We start from the raw sequence: 20,041 nt of genomic DNA, 5'->3' as shown, positions 1-20,041 counted from the left end.
TTAATGGATAACACCACAGGCCAGTCGAGCACCACCACCGCCAAGCGGCTTGGGATTATCCGAATAGTTATCCCCGTTCAGATGAATCATCAATGAACGATTATGTAATTCTTTCAGTTTAAGTTTTGGCGATAATACCGGTAAGGTGGCATTGCCATTTTCATCAACATACAAGGCAGGTAAATCGCCTTTATGACCTTCAAAACTCCATGGCGCAGCATGCTGTCCTGTATTGGAGGGATCATAATGGCTACCTGCTGCACCACCGAGTACTAATTCACCGTCTTTTTTCTTGGCGTCACAGGAAGCAATTTCATGCACATGGAAACCATGAATACCCGTAGGCAGATTTTTTAAGTGTGGCGTAAATACGGTACCGTATGGATGACTGCTAATAGTGACTGTGCCGACACTTTCACCGGTATTGAGATTGGTCATATCGACCGTAATATCATCTGCAGCAAAAGCCGTTGATGTCAGTAACAATGACGTGAGGAAAGCCGTTTTAAGTTTCATACCATCTCCTTTTGTGGTTATAACAACTCACTATTCTGGACTGTCATTATCAGGAGATGTTCCGATAGGATTGAGTCAACATAACGTTAGAAGGCCATATCCAGTGTGGCTGAGAAGGCGTTATTCTGATGAGACTCAGCAAACTCACCGTAATAACCTAAAACCAAACGTGTGCTTGAAGTTAATTCACCACTAATTCCCAAGCCAAGTTGTAAGCGATCCCTATCCAGGTCCGGACCTTCCACTACAAAGCTTGATGAAGGCAGGCCGTTAAAACGGGCATCAACCTCAGTAACGCTATCCATATGTTCATGCACATAAGCGATACTAGCGACCGGGGTAAGAACACGGTTATTCTTCATTTGGATATTGTGGCTGACACGCAAACCAATCGAAGTCTGTAAACTCTCGTCGTTTTCCTTATCCACCTTCAGATTAGCACTACCAGCCCCCTTCTCAGTAAAACTTTCCCGCGTGTTGTAGAGATAAGAAACGCCAGCAAACGGTGTCAATGTAGTGTCTGCTCCGAGAGCAAAGTCTTTGCCTGTTTCAATCGTGCTGTTGATGTCAAAACTATCGTAATCAGCTTTAGCCGTACTGACCGAAGACCCCATGATGACCGTACGCGAAGCATCGACTTGATGCAGCCCCAGTCCGACACTAGCATTAACGTAAAGCTTATCCTGTTGCCAGCTACCATAGATAGCGGCTTGGTAGGAATCAATAGTGCTGTTACCTGAATAAGGATCCACATCCGTGCGGGCATAACTGCCTGCAACACCTATCACAAAATCATTCCAATCGACATCGAACCCCAAGGCCAAGCCAGTGGTTTGATAATCAGCACCGCGAGCATTGTTGGTATCGTCAATCTTATTAAAACTGCCAAAGCCCTGTGTCCACCAGCCACGAGCTTCAACCAGTTGGGATGCTGAACCTGAGTTATAACCTGTTGCCTTAGGCGACTGGGCATTAAAAGCCATTGAACCAGACGCGCTTTGACTGCCGTGATTGAGCAACAGCTTATTAAATTGTGAACTTACAGAACGGCTGACAAGTTGGTTATTGCTGTGCTGAACACCACTTAAACTATCAAAAGCCTGTCTTGCAGCTAAACTGGATAAGGGCGTGATCTGACTGACTAAACTGCTCAGATCATTAATATTTCTATCCACAGCCTGTGCTACAGCTTGTTGGTTACGCGTGCTGGCCACATCATTGAAGCTGACATCGTTGCGAGTCAACTTAAGAAACACATTATTGGCATCATAACTCAAGGTCGGCGTTAAAAAGGCCAGATCCGCATTCACACTATCAAAGGTTGTCCCCCCCAGTCCGCCGCTGGCGGTGAGAATAGTATAGTCTGTGGCATACGCATAGGTGCCTGGTGCCGCTTTCACATTGACGATACCGCTGTTTAACGTAGCGCTACCTGTCGCAACGATTTTATCGCTATTCCCTGCTGCATCCACTTCTACATCGTAGTTACCTCCACCACTAAAATCCACATTGCCCGACACATTGATAGTGCCGATGGAATTACCGGGAGCAAACGTACCGCCATTGATAAAGACATCACCCACGGTACCTGTACCACCTAACGTTCCGCCGCTATTCACGGTAGTCGTGGAATTACTGATTGAGCCATTGACTGACAGGATACCTGCGTTGACTGTAGTCGCGCCGGTGTAGGTATTAGTGCCGGTGAGGTTAAAGTTGCCTGCGCTTTCTTTAGTTACAGCACCGGTACCGCTGATCACACCTGCGTAGCCTGAATCATCGGATCGGTTAAAGACCAGAGCGCTGTTGTTGGTGACATTTCCAGTACCTAGCGTGCCCGAAGTGCCACCGTCACCGATTTGCAGGATGCCGTCCCGAATATAGGTAATGCCTGAATAGGTGTTATTTCCAGTTAGGGTTGTCGTGCCTGAAAGATAGTTGGAGACACTACCCGTACCACTGATATCCCCGGCAAAGGTGTAGTCGTTCGTGCGCAACAACCTTAGCTCACCGTTGTTAAGGATATCGCCTGTTATTGATCCGGCTGTTCCGCCGATGGATAAAATGCCTTCTGAGATGGTTGTACCGCCGGTATAGGTATTGTTGCCATTTAGGACAACATTGCCGGCTCCAGATTTGATCAGGCTGCCTGTTCCGCTTATCTGATCGTAGTGATATTCACTGGCGTTTAAGCCTATCTGAAATTCAACGATGGCATTGTTGGTGATGTTTCCTGCTTTCGCTATCGCGCCACCATCTAGCGCTATCAGCCTGCCATCAGCAACGACGGTGCCACCTGTGAAAGTGTTGTTTGACCCGCTGAGAACCAGCGTGCCCTCACCTGTTTTGGTGAGGCTGCCGCTGCCGCTGATATTCCCACTTTGGGTCAGCGTGATGCCGGCATCGATATTAAAGCTACCACCACTAGCACCCAGTGTAGTGCCGCGATTGCTTGTAAAGCTCGACGTGGTTTGTAAAGTGCCGCCATCCAAGGTCAGCGCACCACTACCCAGATTAGCCAATGCACCGATGCTGATAGTACCGTCATTAATGGTGGTTCCGCCGCTGTAGGTGTTGGTGCCAGACAAGGTCAGCGTGCCCGCACCGTCTTTGCTGACTGTCCCCGTACCACTAATCACGCCGTTATAGCTAGAGTCATCGGAGCGGTTAAAGACCAGGGCGCTGTTGTTGGTGACATTCCCATTACCCAGCGTGCCTGAGGTACCGCCATTACCAACCTGTAATGTGCCGTCTGAAATAGTGGTGGTGCCGCTGTAGGTGTTATTGCCGGAGAGGGTCAGCTTACCTGCACCGTCTTTGGTAACTGTCCCCGTACCGCTAATGACCCCGGTATAGCTAGAGTCATCGGAGCGATTAAAGACCAGGGCGCTGTTGTTGGTGACATTCCCAGTACCCAGCGTGCCTGAGGTGCCGCCATTACCAATCTGTAATGTGCCGTCGTTAATGGTGGTGCCGCCGGTATAGGTGTTGGTGCCAGACAGGGTCAGCGTGCCTTCACCCGTTTTGCTGAGCCTGCCGCTGCCGCTGATATTCCCACTTTCGCTCAGCGTGATGCCGGTATCGATATTAAAGCTACCGCCACTCGCCCCCAGTGTAGTGCCGCGATTGCTGGTAAAGCTCGCCGTGGTTTGTAAAGTGCCGCCGTCCAAGGTCAGCGCGCCACTACCCAGATTATCTGCTGCGCCAATACGGATAGTGCCGTCGTTAATGGTGGTGCCGCCGGTATAGGTGTTGGTGCCGGATAAGGTTGTTGTGCCCGTGCCTTGTTTAATTAATGCTCCGTTGCCGGATAAAACGCCCGAATAGGTTGTTGAGCTATTGTTGCCACCCGTAGTGAGTGTGTTGGCATTTAACGTGACATTGCCTGCGCCAGCTAATGAGCCGATGCTTAGGTCGGTGGTTAGATCAAGTGAACCACCATTGACTGTTACCGCGCTGTTTTTACCGAGCGCCGAGGCGTTGGCTGCCTGTAGTGTGCCAGCATTGATGGTAGTAGCGCCAGTGTAGGTATTGGCGCCTGATAAAGTGAATGTACCAGCGCCCTCTTTAGTTAAACGGCCGTCGGGACCTGAAATCACTCCAGAAACAGTTGTCGATGTGCCATCACTGCCTGTGGTCAAGGTGTTGTTGTTGAGGTTGATATTACCTGCGCCAGTAATGGAACCGATGGTTTCATCACTGCCTGTCAGTATGAAATTACCCGCATTCGTTATAGCAACTGTGTCACCGATTGCTGCATTGCCGCCACCATCAACATTAAGAGTACCGTTGGCTGTAATTGATATTGCCGAACTTTCATTGATATCGCCGGTTGCTGATACGATGACTGTCCCGTTATCGACAGTGGTTGTCCCTGTGTAACTGTTATTACCTGATAAGGTTCGATTTGCATATGAATACAAGTTGCCCGCGCCGGTAATCACTCCGGAATATTCAATGTTTTGCGTACTAGCTGAGCTATTAACTCCTATGGTTAAGGTCTGACTGGTATTAATGGACGTGGTTCCAGCACCGGTAAAACCGTCGATTGAAACAGATGTGGCGATATCGAAGAACGCACCTGCTGAAACGTTGACGGTGCCGCTTGTATTAAGAATAGCCCCTGTGTTTGCTATGCGTAATGTTCCAGCAGAAATGTTGGTGTCACCCCTATAAGAATTCATTCCAGAGAATATGAGGGTGCCAGCGCCAATTTTTTCGAGATCAAAATCACCACCGATGCTCCCAGATTGCGTTGCTGTGCCTGCCGTGACCTGAAGCTGAGTTGAGTTATCAGTCAAGGCAATAGCATCGGTTTTCTCTTCGCCATTGGTATAGTCAATCACAGCAGCCAAAACTGGATTATGGATGCCGAAAGCCATCAACGGCAACATAGCTGCAACCAGTGGTTTTAGTTTTGAACGAGGTGCTTTTGTGAATATTTGATTCGGTGATTTCATCGTATTTCTTATTTATTTTTAACATTGTTAGTAATTAAAGTTGCCTTCAAGTGCAGGTAGGCTCACTCAACATTTTTCAGGCTCTCAGTTTATTTATTATTTTTATTAATCAATTAGCTATAGGTAAAAATGACTTTCTTTGTGTTAGATGCATGCCACTCTATTTGGCAAAACTGGGCTGATTGATTTTTTATGCTGGGTCGGCAAGAGCTGGTTAACGTCATCGCCTAACGGACTCAGTAAATATGGCTAAAGTAGACCGTAGCTATTTATTTCTCACACCCCATTTACTTGTGTAATCCAGCTCATGTTAGCTTTATTCCTGAAACTTTCCGCCTCGATTCACGTGATGTTTGGCAATCGTTAATTAACAAAGTTATTAGCGGATGGAGCATAAAGAAATGTGGCATTAAAAACTATCAGCCAAAAGTATGATTTTTGAAAAAAGTGAAATTTTGAAATATTGGAGTCAATAACTGACAAAAGTCTCATATAACCGTATGAGTTACGAGGATTCTGCCAGGCAAGCTGATAAAATTTATTGGGCTTTTTGCTTTCTGTGTTTAGCCACTTTATGTCTATTGCCACACAAAGCCATACTGCACCATCGTCTTTTATGTGTTTTGGTGCGATCCAGAAACCAGAGAATGCACTCGTCATGCTCACAGACTCTGACCAGATTAAAATCTACCTCAGCTAATAATGCAGCGGCCGCTTCTGTTATCGGACCGAAAACTTGTTTGACCGTATCCTGCTTATAACAACGGTGTTGATGCCATTGCCCTTCTGCATTTTTTTGCAGACTGATCCAGCTCAGCGATGCATCTAGAAAGGGTTCTATGGGTTTAATACTGTTTAGCGAATCTGCTTTCTTTTTTACCACCAGCTTACGAATGACTTCTCTTAACTCTCTGGCGGTCTCAAGTATCTCGCCTTGCTTAAACGATTGATAAGATCTCAGCTTAATGCCTGCTACCGTCTTTAGCCAATAAACCACATCTTCATCCGTTTGCCAAAAATCAGCCTGCTGTTTATCCACAATAGCCACCGTATTCAACATATCCAATGCTAGGTGGTCAGCAATCACAATAGGTTCTTTCTTTATTCCAGCTAAATCAGTCATTTCACACCCTCTTGTACCTTAGCAACATTGTAACCAGTTAAATAGCACTTGACTAGTTACTTTTTACTATTCATACTGCACCACACAGGTAACCTGTAAAAATACTTTTTATTAGTTACACAAGGAGAAATGATGACTAAAAATACACACCACCCAATTCATTACAAATTTGTCGAGACTGATGGCGTACGTATTTTTTATCGTGAAGCCGGAGATAAAACATTACCCATTTTATTGCTTCTTCATGGCTTTCCAAGCTCATCACATCAGTTCCGTGAACTCATCCCCTTATTAGCCGATAAGTTTCATATTATTGCACCTGACTTGCCTGGGTTTGGCTTTACTGAAGTCCCTGATGCACGCCACTACACTTATAACTTTGATAGCTTGGGCGATACTTTGGTGAAGTTTGTCGATACGTTGAAGCTCGATAAATACGCCATGTATGTGTTTGATTATGGTGCACCAGCTGGCCTGCGTCTGGCATTAGCTTATCCGGAACGTGTAACCGGCTTTATTTCACAAAATGGTAATGCGTATCTGGAAGGTCTGGGCGATGCCTGGGCACCTGTCCAAGCATATTGGGCTGAACCTAATGCTGAAAATCGTCAGGTAGTTCATGATGCTATTCTCAATCTGGAAGGTACACGCTGGCAATATGCTCATGGGGTAGAAAATGAGGAGTTGTTAGCACCGGAAGCTTATTATCTGGATACATTTTTATTTGAACGTGAAGGCAATAAAGGGATTCAGTTAGACCTGTTTCTCGACTACCAAAACAATCTGGAAATTTATCCTCAGTTTCAGGAATTCTTCCGTGAAACTCAGCTGCCTTCATTGATTATATGGGGTAAACACGATCCCTTCTTTATCCCACCCGGTGCAGAAGCCTTCAAGCGAGATAATCCCAATGCTGTGGTCGAGTTACTGGATACCGGTCACTTCGCACTGGAAACACACGTCGGCTATATTACTCAGCGAATCCGTGAAGTGATTGGTGATGAATAAGCTTAATTGAAAAAAAACAAAAGCCGGTTAGCGTAGGCTACCGGCTTTTTTATAACTATGGCTGACAAACTCTCAAGAAAAAACTTTATGAAGTAAAAGTGTGATAAAGAACCCCACAACACCTATCAAAAACACTGGCCCATAAGCAGATGCCTTTGCTATATGCTCTTGTCCGCTCTTTAAAAAATAATCTTTTCTTAAGTCATTAAACGGCAGGTAATCGAAATACCAGGGTCTTTTATAATTTCTATGAAAAAGACTCGCACGAAAATATTGAATAAAAAAGATACAGACACTCACCAGTATCATAATAAAAAAGACAACAAAACAGACGGCTAGAATTTTATTCATCATGGTTTGATATCAAAGTGTCTATATCATTACCTTCCACCGGCAATATCTACAAATGAGCCGGTAGCGTATGAAGCTTCATCGGATAAAAGCCAGGCAATAGCATTGGCGACTTCTTCAGGTTTCCCACCTCGCTGTAACGGGATCTGTGAACTCAACCGTTTTACTCTATCGGGCTCACCTCCATCAGCATGAATATCAGTTTCTATAAAGCCAGGTCGCACGCAGTTAACTCTGATATTTTTAGCCGCCAATTCTATTGAAAGCCCTTTGGTTAGCGAATCCACCGCCCCTTTAGATGAAGCATAATCGACGTATTCAAAAGGTGAGCCTGTTCTCGATGCTGCTGATGAGACATTGACGATTGCACCGTCCTTGTTTTTTTGACGAACAAAGGCTTTGGAACAAAGAAAGGCACTGAGAACATTGATGTTCATGACTTTCATAAATCGTTCTGCAGTAATCTGAGTAAAGTCGGTTTTTTCAAATAAAATCCCAACATTGTTCACCAGATGAGTAACGGTACCGAACTCAGCATTGGCCGCCTCAAACAACGATTCAACATCTGCTTCTATTGATACATCTGCTTTGCAAATCATCGCCCGACCACCGTCCTGCTTTATCTCATCACAAAGTTGAGAAGCAGCAGCTTCGTTGTTAATAAAATTTATGCAAACGTTATAGCCTTGTTTGGCGAGAACACGAGACGTTGCGGCGCCAATACCTCGACTCCCCCCCGTGATGATGACTGTTTTATTCAAACCCCGTCCTTTTTAACTTTCTTCTAGCGAATAACTTCGCCTACTAAGACAATTGATGTAAATGATTATCGTAGCGCGATTTAATTAGGGTGCACTATTAATGCTGAATGCTGTCTTTGACCTGCCTGAGATATTTCTGACCATCTTCCTCTAAGTTTGATGCAAAACTATGGTTAGGATAATGCAAACATGACCAATAAGCTCAGCAATAATGTTTTCTATATGTTTTGACACGGTTATCCCTAAATAATCCAATAACCTCAGTGCGTTTTGAGTGTTTAACTAATGCTCAGGTAGATTGTTGATTTAAATCTATAGGAATGGGCTCACCAACGACTCTTACACTAGGCGCACCGTCTTCATTCCAGCGGAACAATACGATATGCCAAATGGCGGGGTCTTTACGCGAAGGATCTAACAAACCGACTTCATCAGCATTTCTTAACAGATCGGAAACTTGCCAGCTTGGTGGCTCAACGCCTTGTTCAATCGCTTTTTGCCAGTCAGTTTCTAATAATTGTCTGTAACCCTGGAAGAATGGATGGCGTAAATCAGCCAGAGAGCATGTATCGATCTCATACGTGACCAAAAATAACGGTGCCGTTAACTTCTTGGCATATTTCATCATGGCCGTACGCGCACTGCTTTCTGTCGGCGTCAGGTAAAGTGCATCCTGACCACGCCTGTTATAGCGAGCTTCAGGTCGTTCGGGAGAATGTCTTTGCAAAACTGACTCAACTTGATTAGCTGGGCAAATTCTTACAAACGTTCCAGTGACTTCGATATGCGTTTTCTCCAACATTATTTTCCCAAAATCTATAAGTGAACTTTTGATTTCTGTTGCTCAGCGCCGATATTCCTCTAACCAGTCACTTGTTGCTGATGTGTCTAATTCAGTAGCAATCGGCTCCGCATATTCAAGTTTTTTACACCGTCTAACTTGAACGATTTATTGGGTCCAACCTTATAAGGCCTGATGATATCCAACAGCATAGATTTCGATTACAGTCCCGGTTTTTCTCTAGCAATTGATCCTTCAATGGCCGCTTTAGCTTGAGGGCAATTTGCCTAACAACTTGTCCTGTTTTTCGGACTCAGAAAATGCCACAAGCGCTCCTTCAACACGTATAACGTTTTTCATAAGAGCTTCTTGGTAAAAGCCTGTCTTAATCGATTTTTATATTTTTTTTATAAGCAATAACCAGAGATTATCCTACAGTCAGCTCTATAACGATGTCGCCGTGTCCGAATTATCTTGCAGTGTTTTAAGTATTGCACTTAACACACCCGGAAACTTTTGTTCAATCTCATCCATACGTAATGAGTTCATATGCTCAGTACCGTTAACCTCGGTTTCAACGAGTCCAGCGCTACGTAAGATCTTAAAGTGATGAGACATACTGGATTTAGGTCGATTAAGATCAAGTTCACCACAGGTTAGCTGCCTTCCCGCGTTCGCAAGACGCGTAACAATTTCCAACCGTGTCGGATCAGCAAGGGCATACATAATATCGGTCAATTCGACCTGCTCTATGGTGGGTTGTTTAATTTTTCTCATAGCAGAAATTTAGCATATTGCTTGATCTAATTCTATAGTTCGAATATATTGGAACAACAGAAATTACATGCTTCCAAAAAAGGAAAATCACCATGGCAGACTTATTTTCATCATTTAAATTAAAAGATATCAGCTTAAAAAATCGAATTGCGATCCCGCCAATGTGCCAGTACATGGCCGATGATGGCTTAGTTAATGATTGGCATAAAGCGCATTATGCAACGCTAGCCCGAGGTGGAAGTGGTCTGGTCATTGTTGAAGCTACTGCTGTGTCACCTGAAGGTCGAATCACACCTCACTGTTTAGGTCTTTGGAATGATGAACAAGCAGAGCAACTTCGTGAGATAGCCGAACTCATCAAATCAGCAGGCGCCACGCCAGGTATTCAAATTGCTCATGCCGGCCGTAAAGCAAGTGCTAATGTGCCTTGGGAAGGTGATGATCATATCCCTGAACATGATTCACGTGCATGGCAAACAATAGCGCCATCGGCTATTGAATTTGGTGCAGAACTGCCTCGTGTCCCCAAAGAAATGAGCATTGATGAAATCAAACGCGTTCAGCATGATTTTGTTCAAGCTGCGCGTCGTGCCTATGAAGCTGGATTTGAATGGCTTGAACTGCATTTTGCCCATGGCTATCTGGCACAAAGTTTTACTTCTTCACATTCAAATTTACGTACAGATGAATATGGAGGAAGCTATGGAAATCGAGCACGCTTCTCTCGTGAGACACTGTCAGCCGTGAGAGAGGTCTGGCCTGAAATCTTGCCGTTAACCGCGCGTTTTGGTGTGATTGAATTTGATGGTAACGATGAAGAAACACTAAGTGAATCAATTCAATTAGTCAAAGAATGGCGTCAACTCGGACTCGATATGTTAAGTGTCAGTGTGGGGTTTACTATTCCAGACACCAATATACCGTGGGGTCCGGCATTTATGGCACCGATTGCTCAACGAGTCAGGAATGAAGCCGAAATACCTGTTTCATCAGCTTGGGGCTTTGGCACACCTAAACTGGCGGATCAAGCTGTTCGAAACGAGCAATTGGATTTAGCCATGATAGGGAGAGCCCATCTGGAAAATCCAAATTGGCCATATCAGGCAGCCAAAGAGCTAGGTAAAGATCAACCCGCCTGGGTCTTACCAGCCCCTTATGCCCACTGGTTATCAAGATACAAAATCCCGTCAGATAATTAGTTCACTACAGCGAGTTCGGATGGGTGCTCTGGCACTCATCCGAACATAATACTTCTGAGGTAATCAATCTAAATCAAACAAAGTTAGTCTTGTGGTTTGCTTGATATCATTCCTGTCGTGTTTTAATTATTGCCCACCAAAAAATGAACAATAAAAACACGCGTCATCCTGTATTGAGATAGTTAAAATATTTGCTTGGAATGCTTGCTGGTCCGCGTTTTTTTGCAGGCTAATGGCGAGTTAGTTACCAACCACATAGCAGGTAGAAACATCAGGTAATTGACCTGAATTGAAGCTGGTGTAGTAGCTCCAGAATGTATTATCGATGGATTTTAATCTTGCTGGTGTATCATCACGACGGTAACGCGCCAGCTGTCCTGGTCCGCCGTTATATGCAGCATAGCTTGCTTTTATCAAATTATCATCCCCGCCGGGCTGTTCGTGCTCGCCACGTCGGATCGCATAATCAATCATGTAGTGTGTCAGAATATCGATGCCTGCGTTTACATTGTAGTCAACTTCATCAACCAGGCGATCAAGATCGTAGACTTTGCGCCACACCCGACCATTAATCTGCATCATGCCCACGGCCCCCACCGCTGACCGTAACACCTGAGGATCTTTACTTGAACCGGCAAACTGGCGCCAGCAGGACTCTTTCCAAGCAGTGGCGCGAACCAAGGGATCGAGCCGGTCAGTTAATCTATCCGGCATCTTTTTATTCTGAGCTAGCCAAGTACTGGACTGCTCCTGAAGCAAGCTGGCAACCAGATCAAGATAGTCATTAAGGTTATCGCGTTGTGGTACCAGGCCCTTTAGTGCCTCGGCGGGTGACATCGTTGCCGCATAGGCAGCAGGTAACAGCCATCCCCCTAACAGACCAAAACTATCAATAATATGTTGTGATAACTCAGTTGATGGGGATATAGACTTCTTTCCAGTATCAAATCCAAACAAGTCACGAAACTCTTCATCGACTTCCAAAGGCAATGGCGTAAACGTCGGAGGCGCTGTTCCAGCCAGTAGCAAACGGGCAAGTCTACGTAGTCCATCACGAGTGATTTCTAAACCATATTCAGGCCCGAGAGCATCAAGCGCTCGCAACGCATCACCACCGGCAATAAAGGCAGCAAGCCGGTAATCCACTTCCAAACCAGGTGTCTCCAAGCCTTCCAATTCGTTCATCAATGGGCGTAAACGTTCCCATGTCGTCAGGAATAGCTCTCGAACGGGATCAGACTCAGGATTATCAACCGTTAGTGCCTCGGCAATGGCGTATCTCGCATCGAGCAAGATGGCAAGTAATTCCATTCGTAAATCATGAGAATTAGTTGACTCGGCCAGTGTTGAAATAATGGTGGTTAGAAAACCATCAAATTCATCTTCAAGCGTTTGCCATTGTGCCACTTCGTTAACGTCCAGAACGGGCTCGGGCTTTTCAACGCTAGGTTCGGAAGCGCGAACCTGAAAAGCCAACCAGGCTCTAACGCCATCTTCTTCTGTTTGCAGGCGAGCAATATGAGTTCGCTGAACCAAGGATTGTTCAATCCCCTGCGTGCTATTTGGCCCCAGCAATTGTTCAATCAGTCCATCAAGCTCATTTAGAGGCCCGGCAAGATCAATTTTCACTCTTTTCATCCGCGGCAATACCAATGCATCGGCAATCAATTGCACAGGTTTACTTAAAATGCCGGGGCTATTATCTGGACGAGACAATTCAATCGCAGCAGGCACAAACTCGATCGCCAGTCCTGATGCCGTGACCTGTGGGGTCAGTTTCAATGCCAGACGACCCTGCCACGGCGTCAGCCCCCGGCAAGTGCCAAACACACGAACGCCGGTCGTTGCCGCCACTGCCATATCGACCGATAGCTGGGTATCGGCTGTCGCCACTTTCATATCGGATAAATCAATCCGGTTGCATGGATCTTCGCCAAGTGTCGCTTTGCCATTCTCATCAAATTCAAGAACGCGACTTATCGCGGACTGAAGATGCGTTGTTTCAGCCAGTAAAGGGATTTCGACTTCGCCTGCAGAAAATGCGCTCGAACTATATAAGATGCAAAGCAACCATCCAATGCGTTTCATTCGATGTTCCAATGATTAAATGCGAAATGACTTGAAAGTCAGGGCCTGGACCAGATACAAGCCTGCAATATTATGCCGTTCTTTTTCAACAAGTGTTATGAATTTTAGTGTTCAGAATCAAACACTCTGTACCCATTGATTGTTTTGTGATGAAACTATGTATCTAAGGGGTGATGTATACCATCTGATGTGGGCACGATACCCAGTTCAAAAGGATTCACGTCTTCCAGGCAACCTACGTTATAACCATATTCTAAAGGGTTAGAACGAGGATTGTGATGTGTATAAATACCGCAGTTTGAACAGAAATAATGTTTCGCTACCATCGTATTAAATTGATAGAGCTTGAGCATATCTGCCCCTTTAATAATCTCTAGCCCATCCAGTGCCACTGTGGCAACAATGGCGCCCTTTCTTCTGCACAATGAACAATTACATCGTCTTGGATTCACAATTCCATCGGGCAGATGAAGTAATAATTCAAATGCGCCACAATGACATGTCAGTTTATGCCGTTCTCTAATTTTCGTATTACCGACTTGCTTAATCATTGTGAAAACCCCTTTGTTTGTAACGTTAAAATTTAGGATAAGTGAAAACGTCCGAGACATGCTGCCTGGTATGAGCATCCGCCATCAACGCGAACAGCTACACTTTTTAGGTGTTTTCTTTACGTTAAATTAAGTCCGTGATCTGAATTTTGATTGTTCCAATACTCTTTTCAATAATATTTAGAGCTTCTCTATATTGGGATAAATAGTTTAAATCCATTTAATACCTATAGTTGCGAAATACCTTATACATCTGCGCTCCAACTTGTCATTCTCTCGATTTCCTCTGCCGTGGTTGGCGGACTAAAAAAATAGCCTTGTACTTCATTACAGCCTTGCATACGAAGAAATTCAAGCTGTTGCTCATTCTCCACACCCTCAGCAATAGTCATTAATCCAAGATTGTTCGCAAGATCAATAATGGTCGAAATAATGGCTCGATCATCACTATCTTCTTGTACATGACTAACAAAAGAACGATCAATTTTAAGTTTTGATATCGGAAAACGTTTTAAATAACTCAGCGAGGAGTAGCCCGTACCAAAATCATCAATAGATAAGCGAATCCCCTTTTTATTCAACGTTTGCATAATGGCAATCGCTTCTTCAGGTTTATACATTGCCACGCGTTCTGTCAGTTCCAGTTCCAAGTAATGTGGCGGTAAACCTTCTTCATCCAGAATCTTGGTGATTTGGAATAACAGATTCGGATGACGAAATTGTAATGCCGATAAATTAACAGCGATGACAGAAAGTAGCATGCCTTTATCCAGCCATTGCTTCATTTGTTTTGCAGCTGTTCGAAGAACCCACTCACCAATCGCAATAATCTGTCCAGAATCTTCGGCAATAGGAATAAACTCTACAGGCGAAATATGACCCAGCGTGGGATGCTGCCAGCGTAATAATGCTTCAACACCCGTGATATGGTTACTTCTCAACTCAACTTGAGGTTGATAAACCAGTCTGAGTTCATTTTGCTCAATAGCACGACGCAGAGCCGCTTCAATAGCCGTTGTGCGTTCAATATTGGCTTGTAAATGTTGTGAGTAAAACTGAAAATTATTGCGACCTTCATTTTTAGCGCTGTACATGGCGAGATCTGAACATTTGAGCAGCGTGTCATGGTCGTCACCATCATCTGGAAATAAACTAATACCGATAGAAGGCGTCACGATGAGTTCATAGTGTTCTATTGCACACGGTTTTGAGAACAGATCAATCAATGCTTTTGCTCTGATCTTTGCCTGTTCTGTATCGGTATGTGGCAGCACAGCGATAAACTCATCACCGCCCTGTCGAGAAACGATGGCATCTTCTTCAAGTGCTTCTTGCATGCGTTGAGCAAGCATTTGTAATAACGCATCACCGACACTGTGACCAAGCGCATCATTAATGTTTTTAAAGTTATCAAGGTCAATAAACAAAACGGCGAGTTGAACGCCTGTGTCTTTTGCAGCATTCAGTGCGGCTGTTAATTGTTTTTTTAGGGAAATACGATTGGGTAATCCGGTCAAGGCATCATTGTGGGCTAGCCAATTGATCTGCTCTTCAGCCTTGCGTCGTTCATCAATATCCATACGAACACCGACAATACGATTGGGCTTACCTGATTCATCAAACTCAACCGCTTTACCACGAACCCCCACCCAACGATAATGACCATCAGCATGACGTAAACGTGCTTCGTAGTAATAGTTGGTTTCAGATCGGTCAAGAATACTGCCGATTTTGCCTTTGATCATCTCTCGATCATCTGGATGAACTTTTGCAAGTTCTTTTTCTCGATCGCCTACCCCTTGCACTGGCGGATATCCCAAAATGGTGTGGTAAGTTGGGGATGCAAACCAGACATCTTCAGCGACATCCCATTCCCAAATACCAATTTTGGTTGACTCAAGCGTGATTTGAAGACGCATCTCACTTTCTTGCATTTTTTCTAGGTGTTTGTAGTGCTCGCTAATGTCACGAGCAATGCCGATAACACCAACGATGTTTCCGTCGTGATCACGTAATGGCGTTTTTACCGTTTCAAACAATCCCCGATAACCATCCTCAGCAAATGTTAGCCATTCTTGATTGGTAAGTGTTACGCCTGCTTCTATTGCATTCAGATCATGATGACGAAAAGCATCGGCTGTTTCTTGAGAAACATAATCGTAGTCTGTACGACCAATGATGTTACTTTTTTCATCACCATAAAGTTCTTCAAACCGATGATTACAATTGATATACAGACCATTAATATCTTTTAGCCAGAGAGGATCAGGAATGGCATCAAACGTGGCTTCAAGCTGCATTTGCGTCATATCTATTTGAGCGTTGCCTTCGGCCAGTTTGGCTTGCAGACTCACGTCTTGTCGACGCAGAACATGTAATGAGGCCGCCAGATAAGCCAATAGAGAACTCACTAAAATAGCAACCGTTAAATGTAAGGTCGTTAATGACCAATCATGCCAACCATCAACAGGCACCAAGCCGAGCCGCCATTCATCCATTGATAATCTGACTGGATATTCAAGCGCATTATTGAGAGCTGCTGTTGATGAGGCATAAATCAATTGTGCCTCATCTTGTCCATTGCCTTGTCGCCATAGTTCATAGTGATACTTTGATGCCGTAATGGATTCAAGTGGCTGTGCTTCGAGAATGTCGGTAAGCGATATGCCCACTTCAACATAGCCCCAATGTGTTCTTTCTGCATCGGCACTATCGCCGATAAAAACAGGCAAGCGAGCAGCTAATTTGAGCTTATTATTCTTGAATGGAAAAGGTCCGGTAATGGTTAATCTTTTAGAGATATAGCCATAGCCAGGGGGTATGGAACGAATTTTATTTTGCAAATTTGCTTCATCACTTGTTGAATAAAATTGACGAACAATCCCATCAGAGACAATGAGGATATCGGTGATATAAGGATAAGAAGGCAGTATCGTGCCGACAACTTCATCAAAGTGGTTGATAGCTCTATTATCTAAATTAACTAAGGTAGCCAGCGTATAAGCGATGGATGCCTCATGGATAATCGATGACTCGAGTTGATAGGTGTAGTTTGTCGCATCGGTGAGCGCTTGTGTTTCTAAGTCATCAACATAGTCGGTTTCCAGATACCATGCTAATGAGAGTGTGAAGATCAGGGAAATGATAAATGTCAGTATACCTGTGTGCAGGGGCGATAATAACAACGTGTTATTAGACATTGGCATAGTTGAATATTAGGCGGACAATCAAGTTGATGCTGATATTTCGCACTTTCCTATCCTTCTCATAAAGCTTAACTTCACTGGCCCACCCGTTTACTTGAAGCCTCAGTTCAAGAAATTCTCATTATCCAGAACATATCACGGAAGTACAGCAAATCTAAAGCTTTGATTTTCTTTTCCTAATACCGGTTTGTCTATCAATAAAATTATATTGAAAACCGTTTTCTTCTTTTATTCTTCCCAGCCTAAGATAAAAAAAGATATACGTCACCTCATAGTCCACTGTTTACTCTATCTGAGTATTAGCTTCATCATGTAATTTACAAGAAAGCACCACGATGTCTTCTTTATTAGAAGTCTCCAATAGTGACTCTTCTAATTCATTAGCCATAATGGCCTGCTCGAAAGGTGTAACCGAGCAAGCATTTTCTTTTGCAAATTCCATTAGCCTTAAAGCGTCAGCGTTTTTCTTTCCTACATGGATAACCAGCGCAATACCCGGATTAACACAACAGCCAACATAGCTATCAAAATATTCATCATCTAAAGCCAGCAACACTCCACCTAATATCGGCAGCTGTTTGTTTGCCATGTAAATGTGATTGTAATCAGCAACAATATCCGGCTCCGAGTTGATGATGCCGAGCTTTTTAAGTGTCTCTAATGCATTGAGTTTTTCTGAAGATAGTTGAATTCTTTCCGACGGTGGTGTTTTGAGAAGCGACAGTAATACCTCACTCGGTCCGGCAAATGACAGTAACGGCATTATCATTAGAGCTAAAAAAATAATCTGCTTCATTTCATACCCTTACTATCTGTCTTACTGCTGCAACACAAATACCTGATCAACCATGGGCTTGTACGACTTAATTTTTTTGTTTGTCTCCGTATCAACAACATATGCTTTCCAGAAGCTTTCATATGCTTGCGGCGAAGTCCAAGTAGCATAGTTTATTAACACGGTCCCTTCGACATTTCGATGGAGCTTGGCAGAGATGAAGTCTGGTGAAGTTTTAACTATTTCCTCTAGCTCATTGATTAAGTTAACCAATTCAAACAGTTCTTGTTCGCTATCCAGCTGAAACCTGACGATAACATGGTGATGCGATGTCATAACAGTCATTATCCTTATTATTAATAAAGAGCGATCGAGGGGTCAGCCACTGTTAACTATTTGCTATAGAGATTTTTCCAACCACTGTTTCTGAGTGATTTTATATAAACAATGTCGCTCCAGACGATGACCTTTAGCCACCTTAGGATGACTAAAATCTTGATTCGTATTAACCATTCCTAATTTCAGCATTACTCGCTGGGAGGGAAGATTTTGCAACGTGGTAAAGGCATAAACTGAAGGAACATTAAGCTCTTCAAATGCAAATTCTAATGCCTTTTCCGCCGCTTCAGGTGCATAGCCTAACCCCCAAAACTCCGATGACAAGCGCCAACCAATTTCAATAAACGGAGCATTAGGAAAGCCACTATTTTCATCCTGGCTATGTAGCCCGACAAAACCAATAAACTGACCAGTCTCTTTCAACTCAACAGCCCAGAAACCCCAGCCTCTTTCCGAAATCAGGCTTTGGATTTTATTCGCTTGCTCGTCACTCTCTTCACGCGAAAGTGGAGCGAGAAAATATCGCATCACATGAGCATCAGAACATAAGTCAGCATAAGGTTGATAATCTTCACTTTTCCACTGACGCAGAATAAGCCTGTCAGTTTCCATTTTCATACTAAATTCTCAAGGTGCCGAATCAAGGGAGCCGAAAAAAGTAGTTTTACCCAGATCTAAAATATACCTATTTAAATAAACATTCTGACGCTATTGATTTCTACAAAAGTTAACTTTTCGGACTCAATCGGCGCATAGCTGCATTACTATACTCACTCGTGTGCTCCCAGTGCTTTCCAGAGTAATCGGTCGTATATTTACTGCCACTATTCATCCAAAACCCATGTCGGTTAAACATAAAAGTGGGGTGATAGTCAGGATATAACTTAGCAAGGGGATAGGGTTTATTTCGTTCGAGTCTATTTTTTCTAGTTGCTTCTAATAAATATTCTTTACCATTTTTGAATAGTACAACCCATGCATGACCATTGCCGTCCATATCGCCAAGGACAACTCTGGCGTCTTCATTCATTTCGATTAACCAATCAGCAAGTGCAAGAGCATGATCTTCACAATCTCCTCTAGGCAATAAAAAAGCCTCACGACTCGACTGCCACACTTCTTCTCGCCCACTGTATTGTAAGGAATCAAGCATATACGTTTTTCTTTGGGCCAGCACATAGAGTGGCATCATTACGTTTTCAACCGTAAAGGGCTGATATCCTTCTAAAAAGGCATTGACTAAAAACTGGGAACGGTTGACGCCTTGAGCCGACATGGCAATGGTTTTAGTGTCGTTATAGGTGAACGCAAATGCACCGCTCTTGTCGTACAGTGGCTTTAATAATTGCTGAATGTAATCATCTGACCATCGTTCACCTGTCGGTAAAACAAGAAGAGATTGGCCTTTAGGTGAGAATACTTTTAATTCATCGTCAAAGTCATGCAGCGCAATGTCAATTTTTTGCTGTATATCGCTATCTTGTGAATTCTCTTTTAAATTCGTGATAGCAACGACAAAAATAAGAAAGCATGTCCAGAATGCAAACGCTTTAAGCTTTGCGAACAATGAGCTCACCCCTTAAAGCCGAAAGCAATAACAATTGCAACAAACAACAATATAGAGGAAGCAAAAATAGCGACAGCAATATTGCCTTTTTTTAGTTCTGTTTCAATGTCTATTTCTTTTAGTAACTTTTTATCTACCCAAAATAAAGCATAAACGCTGACCACAATCGCGATGATTGAATAGCTAAGATTAATAATTAAGTTAATCAACGAAGCTGAAAAGAACTCTAATTCCATTGTGTACCTATAACTGTTTTGATTGTAAGAAAAAGCGGCAAACACTATTCCATACCTAGTTCTATTACACAATCAGTAGTGTCAAAGTGTTTGATTTTACTAATGGCACCTTCGTGTTCAGTAGGAACGAATAAATGAACATGATTCGTGATGATGACATAGGCATGAAGATGACAGTCAGCTTTGGCCAGTGACTCTTTAATATCACTGAGAATACTGGCCATATATGCAGAGGCTGATTGGGTAACACCAAACGGGGAAGTCTAGCCATGTCGTTACATCCTTGTAGTGAGAAGATTATTG

Annotated in this window: 17 protein-coding genes; 2 read left to right on the top strand and 15 right to left on the bottom strand. The window is 43.7% G+C overall.

Features of this window, described 5'->3' with window-relative positions:
* The 3 genes from sodC to MAMP_RS04460 all read right to left on the bottom strand — a co-directional run bounded on the left by sodC (nt 1) and on the right by MAMP_RS04460 (nt 6,099).
* Nucleotides 1-516: a superoxide dismutase family protein gene (gene sodC / locus MAMP_RS04470; protein ID WP_007144793.1), complete on the bottom strand. Its 516-nt coding sequence runs from the start codon at nt 514-516 to the stop codon at nt 1-3.
* Between the two features lie 86 nt (nt 517-602).
* On the bottom strand, nt 603-4,976 hold the full coding sequence (locus MAMP_RS04465; protein ID WP_007144792.1) for an autotransporter-associated beta strand repeat-containing protein: 4,374 nt from the start codon (nt 4,974-4,976) through the stop codon (nt 603-605).
* Nucleotides 4,977-5,514: 538 nt separating this feature from the next.
* Complete coding sequence (locus MAMP_RS04460) at nt 5,515-6,099, bottom strand: CGNR zinc finger domain-containing protein (protein ID WP_007144790.1); 585 nt, start codon at nt 6,097-6,099, stop codon at nt 5,515-5,517.
* A 132-nt stretch (nt 6,100-6,231) separates the two neighbouring features.
* Here MAMP_RS04460 and MAMP_RS04455 point away from each other — a divergent pair, with 132 nt between their 5' ends.
* A complete protein-coding gene (locus MAMP_RS04455) occupies nt 6,232-7,107 on the top strand; it encodes an alpha/beta fold hydrolase (protein WP_007144789.1) in 876 nt (291 codons plus the stop codon).
* A 380-nt stretch (nt 7,108-7,487) separates the two neighbouring features.
* On the opposite strand, the gene MAMP_RS04445 is transcribed toward MAMP_RS04455, so the two are convergent.
* From MAMP_RS04445 to MAMP_RS04435, 3 genes are all read right to left on the bottom strand, one after another.
* Nucleotides 7,488-8,219 carry a glucose 1-dehydrogenase gene (locus MAMP_RS04445; protein WP_007144788.1) on the bottom strand — a complete coding sequence of 244 codons (732 nt, stop codon included), beginning with the start codon at nt 8,217-8,219 and terminating at the stop codon, nt 7,488-7,490.
* Between the two features lie 289 nt (nt 8,220-8,508).
* Nucleotides 8,509-9,021, bottom strand: coding sequence for an RES family NAD+ phosphorylase (locus tag MAMP_RS15640; protein ID WP_007144787.1), 513 nt, complete (start codon nt 9,019-9,021; stop codon nt 8,509-8,511).
* A 423-nt stretch (nt 9,022-9,444) separates the two neighbouring features.
* Nucleotides 9,445-9,777 carry an ArsR/SmtB family transcription factor gene (locus tag MAMP_RS04435; protein ID WP_007144786.1) on the bottom strand — a complete coding sequence of 111 codons (333 nt, stop codon included), beginning with the start codon at nt 9,775-9,777 and terminating at the stop codon, nt 9,445-9,447.
* A 92-nt stretch (nt 9,778-9,869) separates the two neighbouring features.
* Between MAMP_RS04435 and MAMP_RS04430 the strand changes: the two genes are divergently transcribed.
* Nucleotides 9,870-10,976 carry an NADH:flavin oxidoreductase/NADH oxidase gene (locus MAMP_RS04430; RefSeq protein WP_007144785.1) on the top strand — a complete coding sequence of 369 codons (1,107 nt, stop codon included), beginning with the start codon at nt 9,870-9,872 and terminating at the stop codon, nt 10,974-10,976.
* 240 nt (nt 10,977-11,216) lie between these two features.
* On the opposite strand, the gene MAMP_RS04425 is transcribed toward MAMP_RS04430, so the two are convergent.
* From MAMP_RS04425 to MAMP_RS16245, 9 genes are all read right to left on the bottom strand, one after another.
* Nucleotides 11,217-13,064 (bottom strand): lytic transglycosylase domain-containing protein, encoded by a 1,848-nt coding sequence (locus tag MAMP_RS04425; RefSeq protein WP_007144784.1) that lies wholly within the window; start codon nt 13,062-13,064, stop codon nt 11,217-11,219.
* Nucleotides 13,065-13,219: 155 nt separating this feature from the next.
* Nucleotides 13,220-13,615 (bottom strand): GFA family protein, encoded by a 396-nt coding sequence (locus MAMP_RS04420; RefSeq protein WP_007144783.1) that lies wholly within the window; start codon nt 13,613-13,615, stop codon nt 13,220-13,222.
* Between the two features lie 245 nt (nt 13,616-13,860).
* Nucleotides 13,861-16,815 carry a putative bifunctional diguanylate cyclase/phosphodiesterase gene (locus tag MAMP_RS04415; protein WP_158005153.1) on the bottom strand — a complete coding sequence of 985 codons (2,955 nt, stop codon included), beginning with the start codon at nt 16,813-16,815 and terminating at the stop codon, nt 13,861-13,863.
* Between the two features lie 289 nt (nt 16,816-17,104).
* A complete protein-coding gene (locus MAMP_RS15635; protein ID WP_007144781.1) occupies nt 17,105-17,617 on the bottom strand; it encodes a hypothetical protein in 513 nt (170 codons plus the stop codon).
* A 21-nt stretch (nt 17,618-17,638) separates the two neighbouring features.
* Entirely contained in the window at nt 17,639-17,932 is a 294-nt protein-coding gene (locus MAMP_RS04405; RefSeq protein WP_040576186.1) for an antibiotic biosynthesis monooxygenase family protein, read from the bottom strand.
* A 63-nt stretch (nt 17,933-17,995) separates the two neighbouring features.
* Nucleotides 17,996-18,553: a GNAT family N-acetyltransferase gene (locus MAMP_RS04400; protein ID WP_007144780.1), complete on the bottom strand. Its 558-nt coding sequence runs from the start codon at nt 18,551-18,553 to the stop codon at nt 17,996-17,998.
* 109 nt (nt 18,554-18,662) lie between these two features.
* Entirely contained in the window at nt 18,663-19,502 is an 840-nt protein-coding gene (locus MAMP_RS15630) for a hypothetical protein (RefSeq protein WP_007144779.1), read from the bottom strand.
* A gap of 5 nt (nt 19,503-19,507) precedes the next feature.
* Nucleotides 19,508-19,738: a DUF350 domain-containing protein gene (locus MAMP_RS04390; protein ID WP_007144778.1), complete on the bottom strand. Its 231-nt coding sequence runs from the start codon at nt 19,736-19,738 to the stop codon at nt 19,508-19,510.
* A 44-nt stretch (nt 19,739-19,782) separates the two neighbouring features.
* Nucleotides 19,783-19,962 carry a hypothetical protein gene (locus MAMP_RS16245; protein WP_007144777.1) on the bottom strand — a complete coding sequence of 60 codons (180 nt, stop codon included), beginning with the start codon at nt 19,960-19,962 and terminating at the stop codon, nt 19,783-19,785.
* Nucleotides 19,963-20,041 lie beyond the last annotated feature (79 nt).

The organism is Methylophaga thalassica MP (assembly GCF_000214595.1).
Taxonomy (GTDB): domain Bacteria; phylum Pseudomonadota; class Gammaproteobacteria; order Nitrosococcales; family Methylophagaceae; genus Methylophaga; species Methylophaga thalassica.
This window is presented reverse-complemented; position numbering and strand designations above follow the sequence as displayed.

Excerpts from the sequence above, each read along its gene's own strand:
- sodC (WP_007144793.1), bottom strand. The coding sequence starts at position 516 with ATGAAACTTAAAACGGCTTTCCTCACGTCATTGTTACTGACATCAACG.
- MAMP_RS04465 (WP_007144792.1), bottom strand. The coding sequence starts at position 4,976 with ATGAAATCACCGAATCAAATATTCACAAAAGCACCTCGTTCAAAACTA.
- MAMP_RS04460 (WP_007144790.1), bottom strand. The coding sequence starts at position 6,099 with ATGACTGATTTAGCTGGAATAAAGAAAGAACCTATTGTGATTGCTGAC.
- MAMP_RS04455 (WP_007144789.1), top strand. The coding sequence starts at position 6,232 with ATGACTAAAAATACACACCACCCAATTCATTACAAATTTGTCGAGACT.
- MAMP_RS15640 (WP_007144787.1), bottom strand. The coding sequence starts at position 9,021 with ATGTTGGAGAAAACGCATATCGAAGTCACTGGAACGTTTGTAAGAATT.
- MAMP_RS04435 (WP_007144786.1), bottom strand. The coding sequence starts at position 9,777 with ATGAGAAAAATTAAACAACCCACCATAGAGCAGGTCGAATTGACCGAT.
- MAMP_RS04430 (WP_007144785.1), top strand. The coding sequence starts at position 9,870 with ATGGCAGACTTATTTTCATCATTTAAATTAAAAGATATCAGCTTAAAA.
- MAMP_RS04425 (WP_007144784.1), bottom strand. The coding sequence starts at position 13,064 with ATGAAACGCATTGGATGGTTGCTTTGCATCTTATATAGTTCGAGCGCA.
- MAMP_RS04420 (WP_007144783.1), bottom strand. The coding sequence starts at position 13,615 with ATGATTAAGCAAGTCGGTAATACGAAAATTAGAGAACGGCATAAACTG.
- MAMP_RS04415 (WP_158005153.1), bottom strand. The coding sequence starts at position 16,815 with ATGTCTAATAACACGTTGTTATTATCGCCCCTGCACACAGGTATACTG.
- MAMP_RS15635 (WP_007144781.1), bottom strand. The coding sequence starts at position 17,617 with ATGAAGCAGATTATTTTTTTAGCTCTAATGATAATGCCGTTACTGTCA.
- MAMP_RS04405 (WP_040576186.1), bottom strand. The coding sequence starts at position 17,932 with ATGACATCGCATCACCATGTTATCGTCAGGTTTCAGCTGGATAGCGAA.
- MAMP_RS04400 (WP_007144780.1), bottom strand. The coding sequence starts at position 18,553 with ATGAAAATGGAAACTGACAGGCTTATTCTGCGTCAGTGGAAAAGTGAA.
- MAMP_RS04390 (WP_007144778.1), bottom strand. The coding sequence starts at position 19,738 with ATGGAATTAGAGTTCTTTTCAGCTTCGTTGATTAACTTAATTATTAAT.
- MAMP_RS16245 (WP_007144777.1), bottom strand. The coding sequence starts at position 19,962 with ATGGCCAGTATTCTCAGTGATATTAAAGAGTCACTGGCCAAAGCTGAC.